Genomic DNA, 16,232 nt, shown 5'->3' with positions numbered 1-16,232 from the left:
GGAGGAGTTTCAAGGATGTGCGTGGCAGCCCGTAGGGGAATCGAACCCCTCTTTCCAGGTTGAAAACCTGGCGTCCTAACCGATAGACGAACGGGCCACACTGGCATTTGGTTCTAGGTCAGAGCCGTGGCTCTGTGAACCTGCTTCGACTGGCAGCCCGTAGGGGAATCGAACCCCTCTTTCCAGGTTGAAAACCTGGCGTCCTAACCGATAGACGAACGGGCCGTGCCGAAGCGTGAGGCGTAATTAGTGAAAGCAGATGTTATGCGCAAGTGGAAATTTGCGTGCGGCAGAGGTTTTTCGAAGGTGGGGTTGGGGGCGCTGCCCCCATCGCTGCTGAGCAGCGATTCCCCCGAAGTATTATTGGCGAAATGAAGGGGTTGGGACGGTTTGGTTAGGCTGGCGCGGCGTCTTCGAGGCGTAGTTGCACGGATTGGCGCCCACCCCATGTGTTGATTTCCAGTCGCCCCGCGAGATGGAAGCGAGCACCGTTATGCGATTCGAGAGCTGGGCCAAGGGCGGTATCGAACGCGCCAAAGGCGATGGCGTCAATGCGCGCGCCTCCACCGTCGCCAAAGGAGATTTTCAGATGGCTGTCGCCCACGCGTTTGGCAAACCTGATCTCGACCTCTGGGAAAGCAAAGCGTGGAGTGGGGGCGCCCGCACCATAGGGGCCCGCCTTTTCGATATCTTGCACCAGCTCGACCGTTGCAGCGCCGGGCATAAGCAGCCCATCGAGTTTGAGGTCAGCCGGGCCAGCAGTGCCCGCGCCCTGTTTTGCGAGCAGTTCGGACAGCCGTTCCATGGCGGGTTCCAGTTTGTCGCGGGCAACGGTGAGGCCAGCGGCCATTTTGTGACCGCCACCTTTGATCAGCAGCCCTTCGGCGGCGAGCCTTTGGATTGAGGCACCAAGATCGACACCAGAGATGGAACGGCCCGAGCCTTTGCCTTCGTCGCCGTCAAGGCCGATGACAATGGCGGGGCGATTGGTGCTTTCCTTGAGGCGGGAGGCAACGATGCCGACTACGCCGGGGTGCCAGCCTTCGCCAGCGGCCCAGACCAGAGGGGCGTCAAACCCGCGTTCTTCGGCCTGTTCCTGAGCAGCGGCGCGCACGGCTGCCTCGATATCGCGGCGTTCGGTGTTGAGCTGGTCGAGGCGTTCAGCCATGGCGCTGGCCTCGGACGGGTTATCAGTGGAGAGCAGGCGCGCGCCAAGATCTGCCTGACCGATGCGGCCGCCTGCGTTGACACGGGGGCCAAGCAGAAAGCCGAGGTGGTAGGTGTTGGGGGCTGCGTCCATACGCGAGACATCTGACAAGGCGACAATGCCGGGGCGGTCGCGGCGTGCCATAACCTTGAGACCCTGGCGGACCAGCGCGCGGTTGACGCCCGTAAGCGGGGCGACATCGGCAACGGTGGCAAGTGCGACGAGGTCGAGCAGCGACATCAGGTCAGGGCCGCGCGTGTTCTGGTCGCGCATTTGTCGGTTTGCTTCTACCAGCATCAGAAACACCACAGAAGCGGCGCAGAGATGGGCCAGATCACCGGATTCGTCCTGACGATTCGGGTTCACCACAGCGTGGCAGTCAGGCAGGGTTTCGCCGCCCAGGTGGTGGTCGAGCACGATCACGTCCGCGCCTTTGGCGGCAGCGATGGGTGCGTGAGAAAGGGTGCCACAGTCGACGCAGATGATCAGGTCGTGTTTGTCGGCGAGGGCGGCCATTGCCGCCTCATTGGGGCCATATCCTTCGTCTATGCGGTCGGGCACGTAGAGCGTGGCCTGTTGGCCCATGGCACGCAACCATGTGATCAGGAGCGCGGCGGACGTGCCGCCATCGACATCATAATCGGCAAAGACCGCGATGCGTTGGCGTGCCGAGACGGACGCCAGAAAGCGGCTGGCGGCTTTTTGCATGTCTTTGATGCTGCGCGGGTCTGGCAGCAGGTCGGCCAGCTTGGGGTCGAGAAAGCTGGCGGCGTCCTGGGCGCTGACACCACGCCGCGCGAGGATGGCGCAGAGGGCGGGGGGCAGGTTTGTGTCCTGCTGAAGCGCTTCGGCGGCGCGATGGTTTTCTGCGGCGGGGCCGATCCAGCGGCGTCCGGTGAGAGAGGCGGAGACGTCGAGGAAATCGGTCATGGGTAGGCCTTGAGAATGGCGTCTGTGCTGAGGGCCTGTCCAAATTCGCCATGTAGCATGGACACCTCGGTATCATGAATCTGCTGCGCAGACAGCGGTGGTAGCCCGTCGCGCCACGTCGTGATCGCATGAGTTTCAAAGGCGGCACAGGCATCATGGGCGAGCCACACGTCAAAGCCGAGATTGGCCCCCATGCGCATGGATGTAGAGATGCATTGTGGGGTCGACAGACCCGCGATTACGAGGCCGGTGACACCGCTGTCGCGCAAATGCCGTTCCAGATCGGTGCCAATGAAGGCAGAGTTGGTGGATTTGGAAAAGACCGGTTCATCGCCACGTGGGGTCACTATGGCTTTGATCGCAGTGCCGCCATTGTCCGGGTGCAGCGGGCTGGCAGGGCGTTTTGAGACGTGGTGAACATGCGCGATGGGCGCGCCGGTTTCGCGAAAACGCGCCAAAAGGCGCGCCGCATTGGTTTCGGCGTCGGGATTGTTACGCGCGCCCCAGAGAGGGCTGTCCATCCCTTCCTGAATGTCGATTAAGACAAGCGCGCGCATCAGCCCTTAGACCGGGTTGCGATAGGTCATGCGACGCACGGAACCTGACTTGGAACGCATCAGCAAGGTTGTGGTTTCAACCCATTCCGGTGTGCGTTTGATGCGTGGCAAGAGCGAACCGCCAGTGACGCCGGTTGCCGCAAAGATCACGTCGGACGTGACCATTTCGTCGCGTGCATAGATACGGTCGAGATCGGTGATGCCAGCTTTGGCCGCACGTCCGCGTTCGTCGTCATTGCGGAAGGTCAATCGACCCCACATCTGGCCACCCATGCATTTCAGGGCTGCTGCTGCGAGCACACCTTCGGGGGCGCCGCCGCGACCCATATACATGTCGATGCCGGTTTCTTCGGCTTCGGCGCAATGCATGACGCCAGCAACATCACCATCGGTGATCAGGCGGATCGACGCGCCAGTGGCGCGGACTTCGGCGATCATTTCTTCGTGGCGGGGGCGTTCGAGAATGCAGACCGTGATGTCGGAAGCTTTGCAATTTTTGGCCGCGGCCAGCGCCTCGACACGTTCCTTAGGCGACATGTCGAGCGAGACGACATCAGTGGGGAAGCCTGGGCCAATGGCGAGTTTGTCCATGTAGACGTCAGGCGCATGCAACATGGAGCCGCGAGGTCCCATTGCGATCACGGTCAGGGCGTTTGGCATATCCTTGGCGGTCAAGGTGGTGCCTTCGAGCGGGTCAAGGGCGATATCCACGCCAGGGCCGTTGCCGTTGCCGACTTCTTCACCGATGAAAAGCATCGGCGCTTCGTCGCGTTCGCCTTCGCCAATCACGACGACACCTTTGATGTCGAGCAGGTTGAGCTGTTCGCGCATGGCGTTGACGGCGGCTTGGTCGGCCGCTTTTTCGTCGCCGTTGCCGATCAACGTGGCCGATGCGATGGCGGCCTGTTCAGCCACACGGGCCAGACCGAGAGAGAGCATACGGTCGCGAAATTCAACTTCCTGCGTCATGGAAAAGTCCTTGCTTTGAGATCTGAGGACCGAATAGCGCAGGCAAAGCGACGTCACAAGCCCATGCCCGTTGGGAACGTCCAAAAAGGACGATGTGACGTTGAATACCGCGAAATGGTGTGAATTGTCGGTGGTGTACCGTCAATTTTTGGTGCGATGCATCAAACGATAGCACAAACAAAGGACGAATATAGGCGCGCGGCGTATCCGTTACATCCTATGATGGTGGCAAGGACGTTCACTTCGGCAAAACCAGAGCGCCCATTTGAAAGCGTTTGGTCAGACCGTCTCGATACGCAATGCAACCGGATCCGCCGCCATCACACCGGATGCCTGCATGGCATTGATAGCCGCATCCAGATCAGAGCGCTGCGTTTTGTGTGTAACGATCAGAACGGGCGCTGCGGTGTCGTCGTGGCGGGTTTGCCGCATCCGGTCGATGCTGATCCCGTGTTCACCAAGTGCCGCTGCAATCTTGGCCAGTGCGCCAGGGCGATCCACCAGCGTGAGGTGCAAATAGAATGGGGCCGGGGAATTGGATTGTGCGGTCTTGGCCTCAACAAGGTCTGAGGCGGGAATGCCAAACGTCGGCAAGCGGAAGCCGCGCGCAATGTCACATACATCGCCTATCACGGCGCTGGCCGTAGGGCCTTCGCCCGCGCCGGGGCCGCGCAGAACAATCTGTTCCACGGCGTCGCCTTCGATTACGACCATGTTGGTGCCGCCCTTGAGCTGGCCCAGCGGGCTGTCAGCGGGCACAAGGCATGGTGACATGCGCTGCTCCAGACCGCGACCGGTCAATTGCGCCACGCCAAGCAGTTTGATCTTGTAGCCAAGATCTTCGGCTTGACGGATGTCTTCGGTTGAAATGCGCTGAATGCCTTCTAGTTCGACACCGGCGAAATTAACCTGTGTACCAAACGCAATCGAAGAGAGCAGCGAGAGCTTATGGCCGGCATCAATACCACCAACATCAAGGTTTGGATCCGCTTCGAGGTATCCAAGCTTGTTGGCTTCTTCAAAGACCTCTTCGTAAGGAAGGCCTGCGTCCTGCATCCGGGTGAGGATATAGTTGCACGTGCCATTCATCACGCCCATGACGCGGGTGATTTCGTTGCCTGCCAATCCTTCGCTCAGGGCCTTGATCACCGGGATGCCACCGGCTACGGCGGCCTCGAAACGGATGACACGACCGGCAGCTTCGGCGGTTTGAGCCAGTGCCTGACCATGATGCGCTAACAGAGCTTTGTTCGCGGTGACGACATGTTTGCCGGTGGCGAGCGCGGCCTCGATAGACGCTTTGGCAGGGCCGTTTTCGCCGCCCATGAGCTCGACATAGACATCGACATCGTCGCGCTTGGCCAATGCGACAGGATCATCTTCCCATGCATAGGTTGATAGGTTCACACCACGATCTTTGTTACGGGATCGGGCTGAGACGGCGGTGATTTCCACAGGGCGCCCGGTGCGCGCGGCCAGAAGGTCGGCTTTCTGGCGGACGATCTTGACGACGCCGACACCGACGGTGCCAAGCCCGGCAATCCCGAGACGCAGGGGGGTGGTCATCTGGCGCTCTCCTTAGATGGATACAAGTGATTGAGTGGCCTTTAGCTGGTTCCGATGTGCTGTGCAACGGCACCTGGGCATCGGAAGTGGTCAATTGTGCATGCTTTTGAAAGTTGACTATTGAACAGGCGTGTTGCGCAGCTCCTGACTGCGGCGACGCAGACGGTTCGCGCGCGCTTCCAAGTCATCCTCACTGTTTTCGCTTAGGCGGGGGGTGTCGACAACGAGGACTTGTTCAAGGGGAATCAAGTCCGGATAAGGCTCTGCACCCGCGACACCATCGTCGATCTGTTGGTCCGGGGCCTGAGGGCTGCACCCGGCGATGAGAATAATAGTAATTGAGGCGAGCATACGTTTCATGAGCGGATTCCGAAAGATCTGAACCTGTTGTGCATTACAGTTGGGAACAGGGCAAGCAGGGGTTTTAAAGGAACAAGCGTTCAGTTAACTTTCTAAATATGGCTCGGACCACTGGATCACATTCTGACATCACCGGCCCGCGCGTGCGCGCGGCGGCTTTGCAACTATTCGCGCGCCACGGGTATGCGGCTGTTTCCATGCGCCAGATTGCAAGAGAGGTCGGGGTGCAGGCGGGGGCGCTGTATAACTACACCCCCGACAAACAGACGCTGTTGTTTGAGTTGATGAAGACGCACATGGAAGAGTTGCTGGAAGCAAGCTCTGTGCGCAAATCGATAGAGCCGCTGGAAGCTTTGGATGAGTTTACGCAGCTTCACTTGAATTTTCATGCTGAGCGCCCGGACGAGGTGTTTATTGCTTATATGGAATTGCGCAACCTTGGCCCGGATAACTTTGCGATTATCGAGCGAATGCGGCGCCGATATGAAGATCAGCTGGAAGCGATTCTGCGTGCAGGTGTTGAGGGAAAAGTGTTTCAGGTTGCAGACACCAAAGTGGCTACTATGGCGGTGATCGCTATGCTGACTGGCGTGAATACCTGGTTTCGTGAGGGTGGGCGGCTGTCTCTGGAAGAGGTCGGCAAGATCTATACTGATATGGTGCGAAATGCGGTGGGCGCCTGATCCAAAGGCGCGCCTTTGGCGCACAGGATGTCTCGGCCTGACGGCCTCGGGATTGGCGCGCGCTGATGGTTTTGCGTTTTCGCCCATTCCTTTCGCCCTAAATATCCCGGGGGAGGCGCCGTTTACGGCGGCGGGGGCAGCGCCCCCAATCCGCCTTTTCGCTTAATGCGCCGGTTTGATGAATGTTCCGTTGCGCAAATCGCTGAATGCCTTTTCCAATTCTGCCCGTGTGTTCATCACTATGGGGCCATGCCATGCAACTGGTTCCTGAATGGGGGTGCCTGATATCAAAAGAAATCGCACCCCACGCTCACCAGCCTGAACCGTGACTTCGTCACCGGTGCCGAAGCGGATCAATGTTCGATCACCGGACATGTCGCGAATGTTGACCTCTTCGCCCGCCACTTCCTTTTCCAACAGCACACCTGTCGGGGCGGAAGCATCTGCAAAAGCAGCGTCACCTTCGAATACATAGGCAAATGCGCGACGGTACGTGTCAATGGGCAGTGTTTTCCTAACGCCCGGCGGTACAGTGACATCGAGAAACACCGGATCAGCCGCGATTCCGTCGACCGGGCCGGAGCGGCCCCAGAACTTTCCCGTGATCACACGCACATGCGTGCCGTCATCATCTGTAATCTCGGGAATTTCACGGGCCTCGACATCCTGATACCGTGGATCGGTCATCTTGAGAGCGCCGGGCAAGTTGGCCCATAGCTGAAATCCATGGTTCACACCTTGCGGATCAGGTGTTGGCATTTCCTGATGCAAAATGCCCGAGCCTGCAGTCATCCATTGCACGTCACCGGCGCCAAGATTGCCGGTATTACCAAGTGAATCCTGATGCTCGACCGCGCCTGAGATAATGTAGGTGATGGTTTCGATGCCACGGTGCGGGTGCCAGGGGAACCCCTTTTGATAGAGCCTTGGATCATCGTTGCGAAAGTGATCCATCATCAGGAACGGATCAAGCTCTTCGGGGTCGCGAAACCCGAACACGCGGTGCAGGTGTACGCCGGCGCCCTCCATTGTGGGTTGGGCCGCGCGGGTTTCCAGTACGGGACGGATGGACATGGTGTGTCTCCTTTCACTTCCAATTTAGGGCCGCGTCGACCCGGCAACAACGACTGGCAACGTGCGCGAATGAACGAGACCTGTGCGCGAAATGTGCATTTGCAACACAAGGGTGCGCAGTAAGGAATTGCAATCTTCAACACTGGGCCTAACGTATTCGAAAAACCAATCAAACGGCAGGGGAGAGCCAGATATGCTTGGATCAATGATGATGCGTCCACTGAAAGTGGCGGACATTTTGACGTATGCGGCTGAAATTCACCCGGCTGGAGAGGTGGTTTCGGTACGCACAGAGGGGGATGTTCATCGCCAAACCTATGCCGACACCGCGAGGCGGGTGGCCCAATTGGCCAACGGGTTGCGCGCGCATGGTGTTGTTTTGGGCGACCGGGTCGCCACGCTGGCGTGGAACGGGTATCGCCATTTTGAGCTGTATTACGGGATTTCGGGAATAGGCGCGGTTTGCCACACCATCAATCCACGCCTTTCGACCGAGCAGATGACCTATATCGTCAACCACGCGCAGGATAAAATCCTGTTTGTTGATCTGACCTTTGTCCCACTTATCGCGGCGCAAAGAGCGCAGTGGCCTGATGGGTTAATGGTCGTGGTGATGACCGACCGAGCACATATGCCTGAAGGCGACTACCTGTGTTACGAAGAGTTACTGGAGGGGCAACCCGACACCATTGATTGGCCTGAGTTTCCCGAAGAGACGGCGGCCGGTCTTTGTTATACCTCGGGCACAACGGGAAATCCGAAGGGGACGCTATACACACACCGCTCAACAGTATTGCACGCCATGTTTGTTGCGCTGTCGCTGCCTGCCGCGCTGCAACCGGGTAGGCGGATTTTGCCGGTGGTGCCGTTGTTTCATGTGAATGCGTGGGGCCTGCCCTATACTGCGCCACTGACCGGTGCGTCATTGGTTTTTCCGGGAGGCGCTTTGGATGGGGTAAGCCTTTTTCGGCTGATGGACGCGGAAAACGTATATTCCGCGTGGGGCGTTCCAACAGTGTGGTTGGGGCTTATGTCGGAGGTCGAGAAGCAAGGGCGTATGCCGGTTGGCTTAGGAGACATGGTTGTTGGGGGATCAGCGGCACCGGCGAGCATGGTCGAAACCTTTGAGAGCGCGGGGGTGAATGTGTGCCACGCGTGGGGCATGACCGAGATGAGTCCGATTGGCACGCAGGGCAATCTACCCGTGTCGATGGACGCTTTGCCGTTAAAGGAGAAGGTAGCCATCAAAGCCAAGCAGGGCAGGCGCGTGTTTGGTGTAGAGATGAAAATCGTCGACGAGGATGGTCAGCGACTGCCCCATGATGGTGACGCCGCAGGTGAGCTGTTCGTGCGGGGAAATGCGATCACGTCAGGCTATTTCCAGAACGAAGAAGCGTCGTCTGCCGCTTTTGACAGCGAGGGATGGTTTGGCACGGGTGATGTGGCGACGATTGATCAGGACGGTTTCCTGAGTCTGACGGATCGTGCCAAGGATCTCATCAAATCCGGGGGTGAGTGGATCAGCTCGTTGGATATTGAAAACGCGGTTATGGCGCATCCGCAGGTTGCCAATTGCGCGGTCATCGCGATTGCCCATCCCAAATGGGACGAGCGCCCGCTGTTGGTGGTGGTTCCAGCGGGAGAAGACAAGCCGGATATGGCCAGTATTATCGCACTGTTAGAGCCGCATTTTGCCAAGTGGCAGATGCCGGATGATATGGTGTTTGCTGAGGACTTGCCGCTGACGGCGACAGGCAAGGTGAGCAAGCTGACGCTGCGCAAAATCTACGCCGACCATAAGCTGCCTGATATGCGCGAGACTTGAAAAACGGGGTGAGAAAAATGTGTTGTCAGGACGTGCCGCTCAATAGTAGGAGTACGGCTAGGGGATACTTATGAAGATCAATCTAATTTCGTTTTTTTCGTATTTGTTGGTGCAAACGGCGTTTGCTGTGCTTTTGTTTTTTTGGATGGTCGATCATCGGCCAAGTAATATTATTGACCAGTTCTGGGGCCATTTTTCGATGGGCGGCGGACTGGTCATTGTAGGTGGGTTGGCCATTTTATCGGCGGGCCACATCGGATTTTACAATCGCTGTGAAGCATGGGGCATGATCATTTTTGCCACGATTTATATCTTGGCCGATACATTCATCATGCACCCTCCGTTTGGTGTTTTTGACGGCGCGGGCCATGCGGAACAAGAGCATGTTTCGCTGATGGGAACGTTTTTGGTGATCGGTATATCCGGTCTGGTGATGATGCATAAATTTGGCGAAGACACGTCTTTGGCGATCAACGTGATTGTGGCGTTTGCCGTTCTGGCGATGGTGTTTTTGAACCATCATCAACACACAGTGACCGGGACGGCGGCGCACAATGCGACGATCCTGTTTCTGTCGGTGGCGGCTGTGCTGCGGTTGTTCAAGCGCCAGACTGAATTTGGGATCGCGATGGTGGTTTCGGGGTGGATTTTCTTTTCTTCGCAAATGGGTTTCGCGCATTTTGTTGACATGAGCGGAAACAGCCCCGGTGCGTGGATTGCGTTGTTCTCAATTTTTGGATTTGTGTCGGCGATGGGCTTTGTGTTGATGTCGCCAGGCGCAGGTCAGGTCGAGAAGGCGGTTGAAGCTGCGTGACAATTGCCCCAAGCGGGGCAGTGATTGACTTGTATCAAGGCGTGCTCCAATAAAGCCGACTAAATCTGTCGGTAATTAGGGGGCGCAAGGATGTTTCGAAAATACCTGTTCGCGGCGGCGGCATTGCTGTGCAGTGTCGGCGCCGCAGCGGTGTCATTGGATGATACCGGTCCGACAACCAAAGATGAGCTGGGGGAGCGGCTGTTCTTTGACGTGAACCTGTCGGCCAACCGCACCCAAGCCTGTGCGACGTGCCATGATCCGGAATATGCCTTTGCTGACCCGCGCGGCATGGCGTCGATTGGGGATGATGGCGTTTCTATTGGCGACCGCAACGCGCCCACAGCCAGTTATGCGGCGTTCACGCCTGCCTTTGGCAAAGATGCGAGCGGTGCGTGGGTTGGCGGCCAGTTTCACGATGGGCGCGCGTCGGCACTTGAGGATCAGGCGGGTGGGCCACCCTTAAACCCGGCAGAGATGGGAATGCCAGACAAAGCCAGCGTTCTGGCGCGACTAGTGGAAGACCCGATTTATGCGCAGGCGTTTCCGGCCATGTTTGGCGCGGATGTGCTGAACGACCCCGAGACGGCATATAGCGCGATGACCCAAGCCATCGCAGCCTTTGAGAGGACGCCCGAGTTCAGCCCGTTTGAGTCAAAATATGACCGGTTCCTGCGCGGCGAGGTCGAGCTTTCAGGGTTGGAAGAGCTGGGGCGGGTTTTGTTTTTCTCGGAACAATTCACCAATTGCAATTTGTGCCACCAGCTCAGAACAAGCCCAATTGACCCGCGCGAAACGTTTAGTAACTACAGCTATCACAATATTGGTGTGCCGGAGAATGTGGAGCTGCGCGCGCAGAATGGCGTGGCGCTAGGGACGTTGGATGAGGGGTTGGCGGCGAACCCGGTTGTGGATGGCGATCCGGCGCAGGTCGCAAAATTTCGCACGCCGACCTTGCGAAACGTAGCTGTAACCGGGCCATACATGCACAATGGGGTGTTCGAAGACCTGCGCACGGTTGTGTTGTTTTACAATCAGTACAACACCCGCGTTGAGGCCCGGCGCATTAATCCAGAAACAGGAGAGCCGTTTCGCGTACCGCAATACGGCAAGACGCTTTCGTTTGAAGAACTGACCCATGGACCTGCGTTGGATGATCAGCGGGTCGATGCGCTGGTCGCGTTCATGAAGACTCTGACCGATGCGCGGTATGAGCATTTGTTGGTAGAGTGATGCGGGTTCAGGTCTGGGTTACGGCCACGAGATGGTTATCCCAACTCCACGCGCCGGGATGGCGATGCGCATGAGAGCGCCATCATGGTACAGTGCCAGGCCGCCTTTGCAGGTGATCAACAAGCCGTCCTTATGCCGCGCAACGCCGCTGGCGCTAGACAGGGGGGAGTCGCTGGGCGCGCCGGATGCATTCAGAAAGAGAACATGGCCGCCTTTGGGGCCGGTGACAGCGGTTTGGGTGCCTGAGGCGTTGATGGCGACAGAGCCAGCGTAGTGGTTGAGCCGCGCGGTGGCGGGGTGATCGAGCAGCGCAGCCTCACGGCCGGGGGCAAAGTGGGCGATCAGCGGAGCGGATTTAGTGGGCGGCCCCTGCCATTGCAGCGCCGCGACGACGGTGTTGTCGGCAGCGGCGGCAATGTGGCGGATCGAGTTTTGCCGCATCTCGCCTGACAGTTCGATTTTGGACAGTATCGTACCGGTGGCGCTGAGCCGCGCGAGATTGGTGCGCATGGTGGGCAGATTGAGTTTGGAGCGGGCAAAATCCGGGTGGGTCTGAATGCCGCCATTGGCAACAGCAAAATCACCGGAGGCAAGGCGGATGATCTCGTGCGGGCCAATACCGCCCGAGGGGACATCGCCAACGCGGGCATAGCCTTGTTCGGTGTCCCAAATGCCGATGCGCCCGTCCGGGATGTCATAGGCGTTTTCTGTAGTGAGCAGGTAGCGGCCATCGGATGTGAACGCGCCGTGGCCATAGAAATGATGCCCAGCCGGGGTGGTGAGTTTGGCGACTGTGTCGCCTGTGGCGCAGTTCAACACAATCGCAAACGTGCCGGGGCGGCGGGCAAATGCCACGGCAACGGCGGCATGGGGATGGGCGGCAGCGGCATGGCCGCGACCGGGCAGGGGCAGTTTGAAACGAATGTCACCCGAGGCCGTGAGCCCGACGAGCCATGTTGCATTGTCCGGCGTGTTGCCCGCCGTGAGGAACAGCGCGTCGCCAATATCGGCCCACAGCGGTGTGGTTTGGGCTGCTAGGGTAGCCGTGGCGGCAAGCAGGAAGTGACGGCGGCGCATGTCAATCGCCGTCGGCGGCGGAAAAGCCTGATTTCACCCCTAACGCCGGGCCAAGATCAGTGGCGAGACGGGAGTGTATGACCTGAATATCCGATAGCAGCCCCTCGACCCGGAACCGACCGATCGGGTCGCTTACAAGCTGATCAAGGGGGGCATCAAAGCGGTCGATTTTTGCACGTTCTGCGTCAAATTCTGCAAGGATTTCGGGACCTTTGGGTCCGGTGGCATCACCTAAACCGTCTTGGATCAGGCGGGACAGTTCGGCGAGTTGGGTGTCCAAGATGTCGAGACTGAGCCCGGAGCGGTGCGCCTCGGCGCGGCGTGGCATGGGGCGGTCAAATGTGCCCAGCGGGCGGCCCAAGCGCAGATCAATCATGCGGGTGAGGCCAAAATCCACCGCTGTGAACAGCGCCTTGGTAAATTCGGCCTCAGACAGGTAAATCGGATTGGCAGGACCAGCTGCACGGGCGAGGTCGGCCCAGCCGTCGGGTGCAAACCAGTCATCATAGAGCATTTGCCCCATGACTCGCAGGTTGGCTGATAGCCCAATGACTGCCGGGCAGACGGGCAGGTCTGAATCCAGCAAGTATTCGATGGCCGGCAGACCCTGCGCTGCGGCGGACGCCTGGGCGATGGTGGCCGGATCAGAAAGCGTTTCGGCGGGCAGGGTCAGCAGGTTTTTGACGCCGCGGCCAACATACCCCTTTTTGTCAGGCCAAAAGCCGATGGAGAGTACCGCGCCACATTGTTCGATTGGGCCGAACTGGTAGGCATCAAGCGGTGCCCAAGCGAGCCATGTGGCGCGAAACTGATCGGCAAAGACGTCTTTGGGGATGCCCTTGGAACAGTGACGTTCGGCTCGGCTTGCGAGATCAGCGCTGGTGTCACGAAAGGCAGCGAATTGGGTTTCCAACACGATGAGCGCGCGTTCGCGCAAGGCCGCGTGGTCGGGTTCCTGTGCGAGTACGGGCGGTGCCGTGAGCGTAGCGATGACAAGGGCGAAAGGGCGGATCATGTCAGAGGGACTCCAGAAAGGCGATAAGTGCGTCGCGGTCGGGTTTTGGCATCTGGCGCACCGCATCGCGCGCGGCTTTGGCTTCTCCCCCGTGCCACAGGATCGCCTCGAGTAGGGTGCGGGCGCGACCATCATGCAGGAATTGCGAATGGCCGCTGACGGTTTGGGTCAGGCCAATACCCCAAAGCGGTGGCGTGCGCCACTCGCGCCCGGTCGCCTGCCATTCCGGGCGGTGATCCGCCAACCCATCACCCATGTCATGTAGCAAAAGGTCGGTATGAGGCCAGATCAGCTGAAAGCTCTGCTCGGGGCGATCTTTGAGTCGGTGAGTGACAAATTTTGGCGTGTGGCAGGCGGTACAGCTTGCATCATAAAAGAGTTCCTTGCCACGCAGGACAGTTGGGTCGTCAGCATTACGGCGGCGCGGAACGGCAATGTTGCGGGTATAGAATGTCATAAGGTCCATGACGGTTTCGGATATCTCGACATTGTCTTGTGACGGTGAGTTGCCGTTAGGCGCCCGCTGACACTGGGTCTGGGCAGGGGTGCAATCGCCAGAGGCAGCGGGGCGCAATGGGCTGGACAGGCCAATATCGCCATTGGCGGCGTCCATGGACTGGCCGCGCACGGTGGGCGCGCCCGCCTTGTGACCAAATCGGCCCAGCATCCACTGGTCAAAAGGCGCAGACCAGACCCGGTTGGCGCGGCCTGAAATGCCGTCGCCGTTCGTATCGGCGGGGTCGGCATTAGCAAGAATGTCCGCCTCGGGGATGGCTTCCAGAAGGCCGTGGCCTATCATCTGTTGCGCAACGCGTGGCGACAGCTGCGCCTGTGGGTGCAAGGGACCGTAGCCGAGATTCTCCAGCGTGTAGGTTGGTTTTTGCAGCTCAATCACAGTGCCGTCACCCAAGATGACGGGGAGCGGTTCGTACGATACGCGGGTGCGCCCCTCCGCCGAAACGGCGGCGATGGATTTATCTTGAACTTGCAGGCCATACTGCGGTTCAGGCGCGTTAGAGAGGCGTTCCAGTTCCGCAGGGCTGAGCGCGGATATCGCCTTGGGGATAGAGACGCGCATGAACAGCGAGCCGGTGTTGTCATGTGCGCCCGTCGGGGGGCGTCCGCGACCATTGCGCGGGTGGCACACCGAACAGGCGCGTGCGTTATAAAGCGGGCCGAGGCCATCGCTTGAGATCGTGGCCGTCGGGGCCTGAACCCAGAGTTTTTCGAACAGGGATTGGCCGACAACGAAATCGAGCCCGACGTCTTCGTTCATATTGGTCGACGGGTTTAGAAACGCCTTTGCGCTGGGCTGTGCCGTCGCTGTGGCGGCACCGGCGGGGCGGGTTTCAAAAACTTCGGGTTGCGTGAAATCACTTGTGGGGGCGGTGACGGCCTGAATGCGGGCCGTTTCGATCTCGGTCCGTGGGATCACGTCAAGATGCGGTTCGCCATAGGGGGACGCAAAAGCAGAAGTGCCGGCGCAAAGCGCCAGCACCATGGTAAGAGAGCGGCTGGGGGCACGCTCTGATACATTCGCTAGGGTCATATAGCCCTCACTGGAAGACGGCGTTGGGATTGTCGAGACTGTCGGACCCTTCGATGGTGACACCGTCAAGGCCAACCAGCGCAACGGCGCGTTCGATATTGCGGGTTTGTGCCACAAGACCGTCAATTGCGGTTTGAACCAATGCGTTCCCGGCTTCGTTGTCGACAGCGATCATCTGATCATAGGACATGCCGGATTCTGCGACGTCGCGGATGTTGCCCAGAGCAATGACTGAAGTGTTGAGGTCGTTCATCAGGGCACTTGCGACAGACGGGTCCAGATCTGTGATCAGATCGTGCAGCGACGGGCCGGACACAACCGAACCATCAACGCGCACATAGGAACCGGTGTAGACATTGTGCACGCCCAGACCATCGTAATAGTGCGAATTGTGGGTGTTGTCGGAGAAGCAATCATGCTCTTCCTCTGGGTCGTGCAGCATCAGGCCAAGCTTCATCCGCTCGCCCGCCTGTTCGCCATAAGACAACGAGCCCATGCCGGTGAATGCCATCACGAGGCCCTGTGTCGTATCAGCGGTCACATCTGCGCGGCCTTGCCCCTCAGCTGACCAGTTGGCCACGGCGTCTTCGAGATCGGTGATCAACAGGTCGGTCGCGGCGACCAGGTACTGAACACGGCGGTCGCAATTTTCACCTGTGCAGTTGGCGGTGTCAAAATCAGTGGCAGGGCGTTCGCCGGCGCCGTGGTTGGTGCCGTTCAGGTCCTGACCCCAGAGCAGAAATTCGATGGCATGATAGCCGGTGGCCACGTTGGCTTCGATGCCATCAAGCTCGTGCAGGCTTTCCAGCAAGGCCGGTGTGATTTCGGATGCGTCCACGGTCTGGCCTGCGACGTCAAACGACGCGTTGGCGATCACATTGGCGGTGGAGAAAGGGTTTTCTTCATTCAGGCCGGTATCGCCTTCAGTATAGTCGATCAGACCTTCATCCAGTGGCCAAGCGTTCACTTTGCCCTCCCATTCATCGACAGTCGGGTTGCCGAACCGGAACGCTTCGGTTTGTTGGTATGGGACGCGTGAAGAGAGCCATGCCTCTTTGGCGGCCTGAAGTGTGGCGTCGGACGGGTCTGCTGCCAGTGCTTCAACAGCGGTTTTCAGCTTTTGGACCAGGGTCAGGCTGTCCTGGTATCCGGCCAGCGCGATGTTTGCGTAATTGTCGAGAATAGCGTCGCGATCAACGGCGTAGGCGGCAGAGGCGGTTGTTGCCAACAAAGCGGTCAGGCAGAGGGATTTATAAAATTGCATTTGGGGTCCTTGGGTTAAGGGTTCGGCGCGGGCCGTTATTTGATATTTTTACTCAGGTATATTTGTCGACTAAAAGAGTCAATTATAATGTTGACTGTTTTAGTTTGAT

General features: G+C 58.7%; 14 protein-coding genes and 2 tRNA genes. 4 read left to right on the top strand and 12 right to left on the bottom strand.

Features of this window, described 5'->3' with window-relative positions; translation table 11 throughout:
- Nucleotides 1–22 precede the first annotated feature (22 nt).
- From CLV88_RS04155 to CLV88_RS04125, 7 genes are all read right to left on the bottom strand, one after another.
- Nucleotides 23–97, bottom strand: a tRNA-Glu gene (locus tag CLV88_RS04155).
- 53 nt (nt 98–150) lie between these two features.
- Nucleotides 151–225: transfer RNA gene (locus CLV88_RS04150), tRNA-Glu, on the bottom strand.
- 169 nt (nt 226–394) lie between these two features.
- Nucleotides 395–2,137, bottom strand: coding sequence for a single-stranded-DNA-specific exonuclease RecJ (gene recJ / locus CLV88_RS04145; RefSeq protein WP_106607134.1), 1,743 nt, complete (start codon nt 2,135–2,137; stop codon nt 395–397).
- Complete coding sequence (locus tag CLV88_RS04140; RefSeq protein ID WP_165798800.1) at nt 2,134–2,694, bottom strand: cysteine hydrolase family protein; 561 nt, start codon at nt 2,692–2,694, stop codon at nt 2,134–2,136. Before CLV88_RS04140 ends, recJ begins: the two co-directional genes overlap by 4 nt.
- Before the next feature lie 6 nt (nt 2,695–2,700).
- Nucleotides 2,701–3,663, bottom strand: a complete 963-nt coding sequence (gene glpX, locus CLV88_RS04135) for a class II fructose-bisphosphatase (RefSeq protein ID WP_106607132.1) — start codon at nt 3,661–3,663, stop codon at nt 2,701–2,703.
- A gap of 279 nt (nt 3,664–3,942) precedes the next feature.
- Nucleotides 3,943–5,229 carry a homoserine dehydrogenase gene (locus CLV88_RS04130; protein ID WP_106607131.1) on the bottom strand — a complete coding sequence of 429 codons (1,287 nt, stop codon included), beginning with the start codon at nt 5,227–5,229 and terminating at the stop codon, nt 3,943–3,945.
- A 117-nt stretch (nt 5,230–5,346) separates the two neighbouring features.
- Entirely contained in the window at nt 5,347–5,589 is a 243-nt protein-coding gene (locus CLV88_RS04125; RefSeq protein ID WP_133169908.1) for a hypothetical protein, read from the bottom strand.
- Between the two features lie 98 nt (nt 5,590–5,687).
- Between CLV88_RS04125 and CLV88_RS04120 the strand changes: the two genes are divergently transcribed.
- Nucleotides 5,688–6,272 carry a TetR/AcrR family transcriptional regulator gene (locus CLV88_RS04120; RefSeq protein ID WP_106607129.1) on the top strand — a complete coding sequence of 195 codons (585 nt, stop codon included), beginning with the start codon at nt 5,688–5,690 and terminating at the stop codon, nt 6,270–6,272.
- 162 nt (nt 6,273–6,434) lie between these two features.
- Here the strand turns inward: CLV88_RS04120 and CLV88_RS04110 are convergent, their stop codons facing one another.
- On the bottom strand, nt 6,435–7,346 hold the full coding sequence (locus tag CLV88_RS04110) for a pirin family protein (protein ID WP_106607127.1): 912 nt from the start codon (nt 7,344–7,346) through the stop codon (nt 6,435–6,437).
- A 193-nt stretch (nt 7,347–7,539) separates the two neighbouring features.
- On the opposite strand from CLV88_RS04110, the gene CLV88_RS04105 reads away from it, so the two are divergent.
- The 3 genes from CLV88_RS04105 (at nt 7,540) to CLV88_RS04095 (ending at nt 11,218) form a co-directional block, all read left to right on the top strand.
- On the top strand, nt 7,540–9,171 hold the full coding sequence (locus CLV88_RS04105; protein ID WP_106607126.1) for a long-chain fatty acid--CoA ligase: 1,632 nt from the start codon (nt 7,540–7,542) through the stop codon (nt 9,169–9,171).
- Between the two features lie 70 nt (nt 9,172–9,241).
- A complete protein-coding gene (locus CLV88_RS04100; protein WP_106607125.1) occupies nt 9,242–9,985 on the top strand; it encodes a hypothetical protein in 744 nt (247 codons plus the stop codon).
- A 90-nt stretch (nt 9,986–10,075) separates the two neighbouring features.
- Entirely contained in the window at nt 10,076–11,218 is a 1,143-nt protein-coding gene (locus CLV88_RS04095; protein WP_106607124.1) for a cytochrome-c peroxidase, read from the top strand.
- 18 nt (nt 11,219–11,236) lie between these two features.
- On the opposite strand, the gene CLV88_RS04090 is transcribed toward CLV88_RS04095, so the two are convergent.
- Genes CLV88_RS04090 through CLV88_RS04075 form a run of 4 tightly spaced genes read right to left on the bottom strand, consistent with a single transcriptional unit; the run spans nt 11,237 to nt 16,123 of the window.
- On the bottom strand, nt 11,237–12,295 hold the full coding sequence (locus CLV88_RS04090; protein WP_106607123.1) for a DUF1513 domain-containing protein: 1,059 nt from the start codon (nt 12,293–12,295) through the stop codon (nt 11,237–11,239).
- A 1-nt stretch (nt 12,296) separates the two neighbouring features.
- On the bottom strand, nt 12,297–13,310 hold the full coding sequence (locus CLV88_RS04085; RefSeq protein WP_165798799.1) for an imelysin family protein: 1,014 nt from the start codon (nt 13,308–13,310) through the stop codon (nt 12,297–12,299).
- Nucleotide 13,311: 1 nt separating this feature from the next.
- A complete protein-coding gene (locus CLV88_RS04080; protein ID WP_423827725.1) occupies nt 13,312–14,859 on the bottom strand; it encodes a di-heme oxidoreductase family protein in 1,548 nt (515 codons plus the stop codon).
- A 7-nt stretch (nt 14,860–14,866) separates the two neighbouring features.
- Complete coding sequence (locus CLV88_RS04075) at nt 14,867–16,123, bottom strand: imelysin family protein (RefSeq protein ID WP_106607120.1); 1,257 nt, start codon at nt 16,121–16,123, stop codon at nt 14,867–14,869.
- Between the last annotated feature and the right edge of the window lie 109 nt (nt 16,124–16,232).

Source organism: Shimia abyssi (assembly GCF_003014475.1).
Classification (GTDB): domain Bacteria; phylum Pseudomonadota; class Alphaproteobacteria; order Rhodobacterales; family Rhodobacteraceae; genus Shimia; species Shimia abyssi.
This window is presented reverse-complemented; position numbering and strand designations above follow the sequence as displayed.

Bases quoted from the DNA above. Each gene is read 5' to 3' on its own strand.
- CLV88_RS04080 (WP_423827725.1), bottom strand. From the start codon at position 14,859: ATGACCCTAGCGAATGTATCAGAGCGTGCCCCCAGCCGCTCTCTTACC.
- CLV88_RS04090 (WP_106607123.1), bottom strand. From the start codon at position 12,295: ATGCGCCGCCGTCACTTCCTGCTTGCCGCCACGGCTACCCTAGCAGCC.
- CLV88_RS04075 (WP_106607120.1), bottom strand. From the start codon at position 16,123: ATGCAATTTTATAAATCCCTCTGCCTGACCGCTTTGTTGGCAACAACC.
- recJ (WP_106607134.1), bottom strand. From the start codon at position 2,137: ATGACCGATTTCCTCGACGTCTCCGCCTCTCTCACCGGACGCCGCTGG.
- CLV88_RS04125 (WP_133169908.1), bottom strand. From the start codon at position 5,589: ATGAAACGTATGCTCGCCTCAATTACTATTATTCTCATCGCCGGGTGC.
- CLV88_RS04140 (WP_165798800.1), bottom strand. From the start codon at position 2,694: ATGCGCGCGCTTGTCTTAATCGACATTCAGGAAGGGATGGACAGCCCT.
- CLV88_RS04105 (WP_106607126.1), top strand. From the start codon at position 7,540: ATGCTTGGATCAATGATGATGCGTCCACTGAAAGTGGCGGACATTTTG.
- CLV88_RS04095 (WP_106607124.1), top strand. From the start codon at position 10,076: ATGTTTCGAAAATACCTGTTCGCGGCGGCGGCATTGCTGTGCAGTGTC.
- glpX (WP_106607132.1), bottom strand. From the start codon at position 3,663: ATGACGCAGGAAGTTGAATTTCGCGACCGTATGCTCTCTCTCGGTCTG.
- CLV88_RS04110 (WP_106607127.1), bottom strand. From the start codon at position 7,346: ATGTCCATCCGTCCCGTACTGGAAACCCGCGCGGCCCAACCCACAATG.
- CLV88_RS04130 (WP_106607131.1), bottom strand. From the start codon at position 5,229: ATGACCACCCCCCTGCGTCTCGGGATTGCCGGGCTTGGCACCGTCGGT.
- CLV88_RS04120 (WP_106607129.1), top strand. From the start codon at position 5,688: ATGGCTCGGACCACTGGATCACATTCTGACATCACCGGCCCGCGCGTG.
- CLV88_RS04085 (WP_165798799.1), bottom strand. From the start codon at position 13,310: ATGATCCGCCCTTTCGCCCTTGTCATCGCTACGCTCACGGCACCGCCC.
- CLV88_RS04100 (WP_106607125.1), top strand. From the start codon at position 9,242: ATGAAGATCAATCTAATTTCGTTTTTTTCGTATTTGTTGGTGCAAACG.